The sequence below is a fragment of the Streptomyces sp. NPDC051563 genome, assembly GCF_044454225.1.
Taxonomy (GTDB): Bacteria; Actinomycetota; Actinomycetes; order Streptomycetales; family Streptomycetaceae; genus Streptomyces.
Map to the genome: position 1 here is coordinate 20,442 of NZ_JBITDL010000056.1, position 6,759 is coordinate 27,200.

General features: G+C 74.3%; 4 protein-coding genes. 1 reads left to right on the top strand and 3 read right to left on the bottom strand.

What is annotated here, in order from left to right; all coding sequences use genetic code 11:
* Positions 1 to 20: 20 nt before the first annotated feature.
* The 3 genes from ACIA8F_RS38110 to hutU are packed head-to-tail and all read right to left on the bottom strand — an operon-like array spanning position 21 to position 4,245.
* On the bottom strand, positions 21 to 1,376 hold the full coding sequence (locus tag ACIA8F_RS38110) for a formimidoylglutamate deiminase (RefSeq protein WP_399385636.1): 1,356 nt from the start codon (positions 1,374 to 1,376) through the stop codon (positions 21 to 23).
* Entirely contained in the window at positions 1,367 to 2,557 is a 1,191-nt protein-coding gene (locus tag ACIA8F_RS38115; protein WP_399385640.1) for an allantoate amidohydrolase, read from the bottom strand. Before ACIA8F_RS38115 ends, ACIA8F_RS38110 begins: the two co-directional genes overlap by 10 nt.
* A 23-nt stretch (positions 2,558 to 2,580) precedes the next feature.
* On the bottom strand, positions 2,581 to 4,245 hold the full coding sequence (hutU, locus tag ACIA8F_RS38120) for a urocanate hydratase (RefSeq protein WP_399385637.1): 1,665 nt from the start codon (positions 4,243 to 4,245) through the stop codon (positions 2,581 to 2,583).
* Positions 4,246 to 4,349: 104 nt separating this feature from the next.
* Between hutU and ACIA8F_RS38125 the strand changes: the two genes are divergently transcribed.
* Complete coding sequence (locus tag ACIA8F_RS38125) at positions 4,350 to 5,753, top strand: diaminopimelate decarboxylase (protein WP_399385638.1); 1,404 nt, start codon at positions 4,350 to 4,352, stop codon at positions 5,751 to 5,753.
* Positions 5,754 to 6,759 lie beyond the last annotated feature (1,006 nt).

Genomic DNA, 6,759 nt, shown 5'->3' on the forward strand with positions numbered 1-6,759 from the left:
CCCCGCCGCAGGCGGGGGTGTCAGCCGCGGAGGGCTGCGATGGTGGCGGCCAGGGAGGACGGGACGTCCTCGATCAGGGTGTGGGCGCCGTCGCGGACGATGTGGCGGCCGCCCACCACCGTGTGGCGGACATCGGCCGCGGAGGCCGCGAAGACGGCCGTTTCCGCGCCGAGGCGGGGAAGGGCCCCGGCCGTGCGGACGGAGTCGAGGGCGATCGTGGTGAAGTCCGCGAGGGCGCCCGCCTCCAGGCGGCCCGCCTGCGACCAGCCAAGGGCCGCGTGCCCGTCCTCGGTGGCGGCGGTGAGCAGGGCATTGGCCGTCCAGTGGCCGCGCGTACGGCTGCTCAGGCGCTCGTTCAGTTCCATCGCCCGGGCCTCTTCGAGCAGGTCGATCACCGCGTGGCTGTCGCTGCCCAGCGAGAGCGGACTGCCCGCGCGCTGGAGGCGTACGGCCGGGCCGATCCCGTCGGCGAGGTCGCGTTCGGTGGTGGGGCACATGCAGGTACCGGTGGTGGTGGAGCCCAGGAGCGCGATGTCCGCGTCGGTGAGGTGCGTGTTGTGCACCCCGGTGGTGCGGGGGCCGAGCACCCCGTGGTCGGCGAGCAGCTGGGCCGGGGTGCGCCCGTGGGCCGCCAGGCAGGCGTCGTTCTCGGCGGTCTGCTCGGAGAGGTGGACGTGCAGCGGGGCCCGGTGCTCCTCGGCCCAGCGGGCCACGGTGGCCAGTTGGCCCGCCGGGACGGCGCGGACCGAGTGGATCGCGGCGCCGATCAGGGCGTGCTCGCGGGGCTTGAGGGCGCAGACCCGCTCGGCCCAGGCGTCGGCGGTGCCGTCGGAGAAGCGCAGCTGGTGGGCGTTGGGGGCTTGTCCGAAGCCCGCCGACAGGTAGGCCGTGTCGAGGAGCGTGATCCGGATGCCGGCCTCGGCGGCGGCCGCGATCAGCGCCTCGCCCATGGCGTTGGGCTCGGCGTACGGGACTCCGCCGGGCGCGTGGTGGACGTAGTGGAACTCGCCCACCGCGGTGATGCCGGCCAGTGCCATCTCGGCGTAGACGGCGCGGGCGAGCGCGAAGTAGCTGTCGGGGGTGAGGTTCTGGGCGACCTTGTACATGAAGTCGCGCCAGGTCCAGAAGGTGCCCGAGCCGACCTGCACCGTCGAGCGCAGGGCCCGGTGGAAGGCGTGGCTGTGCGCGTTGGCCAGGCCCGGGACCGTCAGGCCGCGCAGGACCTCCGCTCCCGGGGGCGGGGTGTCGGCCCCGGTCCGCAGGGCGGAGATCCGCCCGTCGTCCGCTGCGTCCAGGGCGACGCCCGGCTCGACATGGGTGCCGAGCCAGGCGTGCTCCAGCCAGTACGTCTTCGGCACGTGCCCCTTCACCTGCATGCGAGGCCTTCCAGTACGTCGGCGAGTGCGAGGACCCCTGCCACGCAGTCGTCCTCGGCGGCGAACTCCCGCGGGGAGTGCGAGACCCCGGTGGGGTTGCGTACGAACAGCATGGCGGTCGGGACGGCCGCCGAGAGGATCCCGGCGTCGTGTCCCGCGCCCGTGCCGAGCACGGGGACGGACCCGCCGAGGATCCGGTTCATCTCCTCGCGCAGGGCGTGCTCGAACTCGACGACCGGGGTGAAGGACTCCCGGACCACGTCCAGGTCGATCCCCTCCACGTCCGCGCGCTCGCGGGCGGCCTTCTCGATCGCGGTGACGACCGTGTCGAGGGTGGCCTGGTCGGCGGCGCGGGAATCGAGCCAGCCGCGCACGAGGGAGGGGATGGCGTTGACCCCGTTGGGCTCGACGGCGATCTTCCCGAAGGTGGCCACGGCCCCGGCGAGGGCCGCCTCGGCGCGGGCCGCGAGCACGGTCTGCGCGTAGGTGAGCATCGGGTCGCGGCGGTCGGCCAGCCGGGTGGTGCCGGCGTGGTTGGCCTCGCCGCGGAAGTCGAAGCGCCAGCGGCCGTGCGGCCAGATCGCGGAGGCGATGCCGACCCGGTCGCCCGACAGGTCCAGGGCCCGGCCCTGTTCCACGTGCAGTTCGACGAAGGCGCCGATGCGGGCGAGGCGTTCGGGGTCGGCCCCGATGGCGGCGGGGTCGTACCCGGCCTCCTCCATGGCCCGCGGAAGGCTGACGCCGTCCGCGTCGCGGAGCGCGTACGCCTTCTCCTTGGTCAGCTGCCCGGCGGCGAGCCGGGAGCCGACGCAGGCCAGCCCGAAGCGGGCCCCTTCCTCGTCGCCGAAGTTGGTGATGGCCAGCGGCCTGGAGAACTCCGCTCCCCTCCTGCGGAGTTCGTCCAGGGCCGCGAAGGAGGACACCACCCCGAGGGGGCCGTCGAAGGCCCCGCCGTCGGGGACGGAGTCCAGGTGGGAGCCGGTGACGACGGCGTCACCGGCCAGTGGGTCGCCGAGCCAGGCCCACTGGTTGCCGTTGCGGTCGGTCTCGTAGGCCAGCCCGCGCGCCTCGGCCTGCGCCTGGAACCAGGTGCGGCAGTCGGCATCGGCCCCGGTCCAGGCGAACCGGCGGTACCCGCCGGAGTCCGCGTGCCGGCCGATGGGCGCGAGCTCGGCCCACATGGAGTGGAACGATGCGGCCTCGCTCACGCGTCGTCGCCCTCGCGCATCGGGATGCGGACGCCGCGCTCGTCGGCGACCGTCTCGGCGATGTCGTAGCCGGCGTCGACGTGGCGGATGACGCCCATGCCCGGGTCGTTGGTCAGGACGCGGCGGATCTTCTCGCCCGCGAGCTTCGTGCCGTCGGCGACCGTGACCTGGCCCGCGTGGATGGAGCGGCCCATGCCGACGCCGCCGCCGTGGTGGATGGAGACCCAGGAGGCGCCGGAGGCCACGTTGACCATGGCGTTGAGCAGCGGCCAGTCGGCGATCGCGTCGGAGCCGTCGAGCATGGCCTCGGTCTCGCGGTACGGGGAGGCCACCGAGCCGCAGTCGAGGTGGTCGCGGCCGATGACCAGCGGCGCGGCGAGGGTGCCATCGGCGACCATCTCGTTGAAGCGCTCGCCGGCCTTGTCGCGCTCGCCGTAGCCGAGCCAGCAGATGCGGGCGGGCAGTCCCTGGAAGTGGACGCGCTCGCCGGCCATCTTGATCCAGCGGTGCAGGGACTCGTTCTGGGGGAAGAGCTCCAGCATCGCCTTGTCGGTCTTGTGGATGTCCGAGGCCTCGCCGGACAGGGCCGCCCAGCGGAAGGGGCCCTTGCCCTCGCAGAAGAGGGGGCGGATGTAGGCCGGGACGAAGCCGGGGAAGGCGAAGGCGCGGTCGTAGCCGGCCAGCTGGGCCTCGCCGCGGATGGAGTTGCCGTAGTCGAAGACCTCGGCGCCCGCGTCCATGAAGCCGACCATGGCCTCGACGTGCGTGGCCATGGACTCGCGGGCACGGGTGGTGAACCCGGCCGGGTCCTTGGCCGCGTAGTCGGCCATGTCGTCGAAGTCGACGCCGACCGGCAGGTAGGCGAGCGGGTCGTGGGCGGAGGTCTGGTCCGTCACGATGTCGATCGGCGCGCCCTCGGCGAGCATCTGCGGGAGCAGGTCGGCGGCGTTGCCGAGCAGGCCGATGGAGAGCGGCTTGCGGGCGTCGCGGGCCTCGACGGCGAGCTGCAGCGCGTGCCGCAGGTCGTTCGCCTTGACGTCGAGGTAGCGGTGCTCGATGCGGCGGTCGATGGCGCGCGGGTCGACGTCGATGCAGATGGCGACGCCGTCGTTCATCGTCACGGCCAGCGGCTGGGCGCCGCCCATGCCGCCGAGGCCGGCGGTGAGGGTGATGGTGCCCGCCAGGGTTCCGTTGAACTTCTTGGCGGCGACGGCCGCGAAGGTCTCGTAGGTCCCCTGGAGGATGCCCTGGGTGCCGATGTAGATCCACGAACCGGCCGTCATCTGCCCGTACATGGTCAGGCCGAGGTTCTCCAGGCGGCGGAACTCCTCCCAGTTGGCCCAGTCGCCGACCAGGTTGGAGTTGGCGAGGAGCACGCGCGGCGCCCACTCGTGGGTCTGCATCACGCCGACCGGGCGGCCGGACTGGACGAGCATCGTCTCGTCCTGCTTGAGGGTCCGGAGGGTGCGGACCATCGCGTCGTACGAGCGCCAGTCGCGGGCGGCCTTGCCGGTGCCGCCGTAGACGACGAGCTTGTCGGGGTGCTCGGCGACCTCGGGGTCGAGGTTGTTCTGGAGCATCCGCAGCGCGGCCTCCTGCTGCCATCCCAGGGTGCTCAGCTCGGTACCTCGCGCGGCACGTACGGGGCGGGGTCCTGACATGGCGGCGCCTCCTCCGGTGTTGGTCAATCTATTCACATCTTCACTCCCTGAATAGGTTCAGTCAACAGCTGCGCGGGGACGCGCCGGATGATGGACTGGCCGACATGGCACACGCGCACGCCGCCCCGGACTCCGCGCCGCACTCCGCGCCGGACCCCGCGCCGGACCCCGCCCCGGACACCGTCCCGGACTCCGCCCGGCGACGGGACCTGGCCGTACGGGCCGCCGTCGAGCAGGGCCTGATCAGCGAGCACACCCCCCTCCTCTGCCTCCTCGACACCGCCGGCATCCGCGCCTCGGCCGCCACCCTGACCGGCGCCTTCGCCCGGGCCCTCGCCCCCGGCACCCCCGTCCTGCACGCCTTCGCCGTCAAGGCCGCCCCACTGGTCCCCGTACTGCGGCTGCTCGCCGAGGCCGGGCTCGGCTGCGAGGTCGCCAGCCCCGGCGAGCTGGCCCTGGCCCGCGCCGCCGGGATCGCGCCGGAGCGCATCGTCCTCGACTCCCCCGCGAAGACGGCCGCCGAGCTGCGCGAGGCCCTCGCCCTCGGCGTCGCGGTGAACGCCGACAACCGCCAGGAACTGGAACGGCTCGACACCCTCGTCGCCCGGGCGGCCACCACCTCCCCGATCGGCGTACGGATCAACCCGCAGACCGGTGCGGGCAGCATCGACGCCCTCTCCACCGCCACGGCCACCTCGAAGTTCGGCATCGCGCTGCGCGATCCGGGCGCGCGCGAATGGCTCGTACGGGCATACCTGGACCGGCCCTGGCTCACCCGGCTGCACACCCACTCCGGCTCCCAGGGGGTCCCGCTCCCGCTGATCGCCGAAGGAGTACGGGAGCTGTACGCCCTGGCCGAGGAGATCAACACGGCGGCCGGACGGCGCCAGGTCGACACCCTGGACATCGGCGGCGGCCTGCCGGTCAACTTCGCCTCGGACACCGTCACCCCCACCCACGCGGAGTACGTGGACGCGCTGCGCGAGGCCGTCCCCGGCCTCTTCTCCGGGACGTACGGGCTGGTCACGGAATTCGGCCGGTCCCTCACGGCCAAACACGGCCTGGTCCTCACCCGCGTCGAGTACACGAAGACCACCGGCGGGCGGCCGATCGCGCTCACGCACGCGGGGGTCCAGCTGGCCACCCGCACGGTGTACGCCCCCGCTGCCTGGCCGCTGCGCATCCTCCCCTACTCCGCGCAGGGGACTCCGCTGACGGGCCGCCCCGTCGCCCAGGACATCGCCGGGCCGGCGTGCTTCGCGGGCGACCTGCTGGCGGCCGCGCGGGCGCTGCCGCTGCTGGCGCCGGGGGACCTGGTCTGCGTGCCCGACACGGGGGCGTACGCCTTCACCGCGCACTACGGCTACAACAGCCTCCCCCGACCGGCGGTCCACGGCTTCACCGTGACCCCCTCGGACACCGTCCGCTTCACCCTGGCCCGCGCGGCCCAGCCCGTCTCCACCATCCCCGAGGAGGCGGGTGCATCCACCCCCGACGCGCTCCTCTGACCCCGCATGCCATCCCCCGCCCGGGCCTGCACCCCCGACCCCGCTGCGCGGGGGTGCCCCTGCGGGGCGAAGTCCCCGCCCCACCCTTCCACCGTTCCCAGGGCCAGCCCTGACCCGGCCCTCAAACGCCGGCCAGGCTGAAAGCGGGCTACCGGGCTGCGCCCGGACCCCCTGGGGCTCCGCCCCAGACCCCGCGCCTCAAACGCCGGCGAGGCTGAATATGGCGCGGCCCGCCCCGAAGCGACGAACCGGGCTGCGCCCAAACCCCCGGGGCTCCGCCCCGGACCCCGGTCCTCAAACGCCGGACGGCTGAAAAGACAAACCCCGGCCGGGCCGGAAACCACCCGCCCGGGGTCGGAGACCTGCGCGCCCGAGGCCGGAGACCTAATCGGCCGAGGCCGGGGGCCCACTCGGCCAGGGCCGGAAACCCACCCGCCCGGGGTAGGAGACCTGCCCGCCCGAGGCCGGAGACCTACTCCGCCGAGGCCGGGGGCCCACTCGGCCAGGGCCGGAAACCCACCCGCCCGGGGTAGGAGACCTGCCCGCCCGAGGCCGGAGACCTACTCCGCCGAGGCCGGGGGCCCACTCGGCCAGGGCCGGAAACCCACCCGCCCGGGGCTCGAGACCCGTCCGCCCTAGACCTGGAAACCCACCCGCCCTAGACCTGGAAACCCACCCGCCCGGGGTCGGAGACCCGCCGGGCCGGGACCGAATATCCCCCGGCCAAGGTCGGAAGGGGTGCGGCCGGGGCGGGGACGGGGGCGGGGTGGGGTGTTGGTCTGGACGTAGAGCGTGATTTGTGGCGCAAAGGAAGCCACAACTGTCGAAAGTTGCGGACAGGGCGCCTAAATCATGCAGTCCAGACCAACACCCCCCCCCCCCCCCCCCCCCCCCCCCCCCCCCCCCCCCCCCCCCCCCCCCCCCCCCCCCCCCCCCCCCCCCCCCCGGGGGGGGGGGCCCCCCCCCGCGGGGGGGCCCCGCCCCCCCCCCCCCCCCCCCCCCCCCC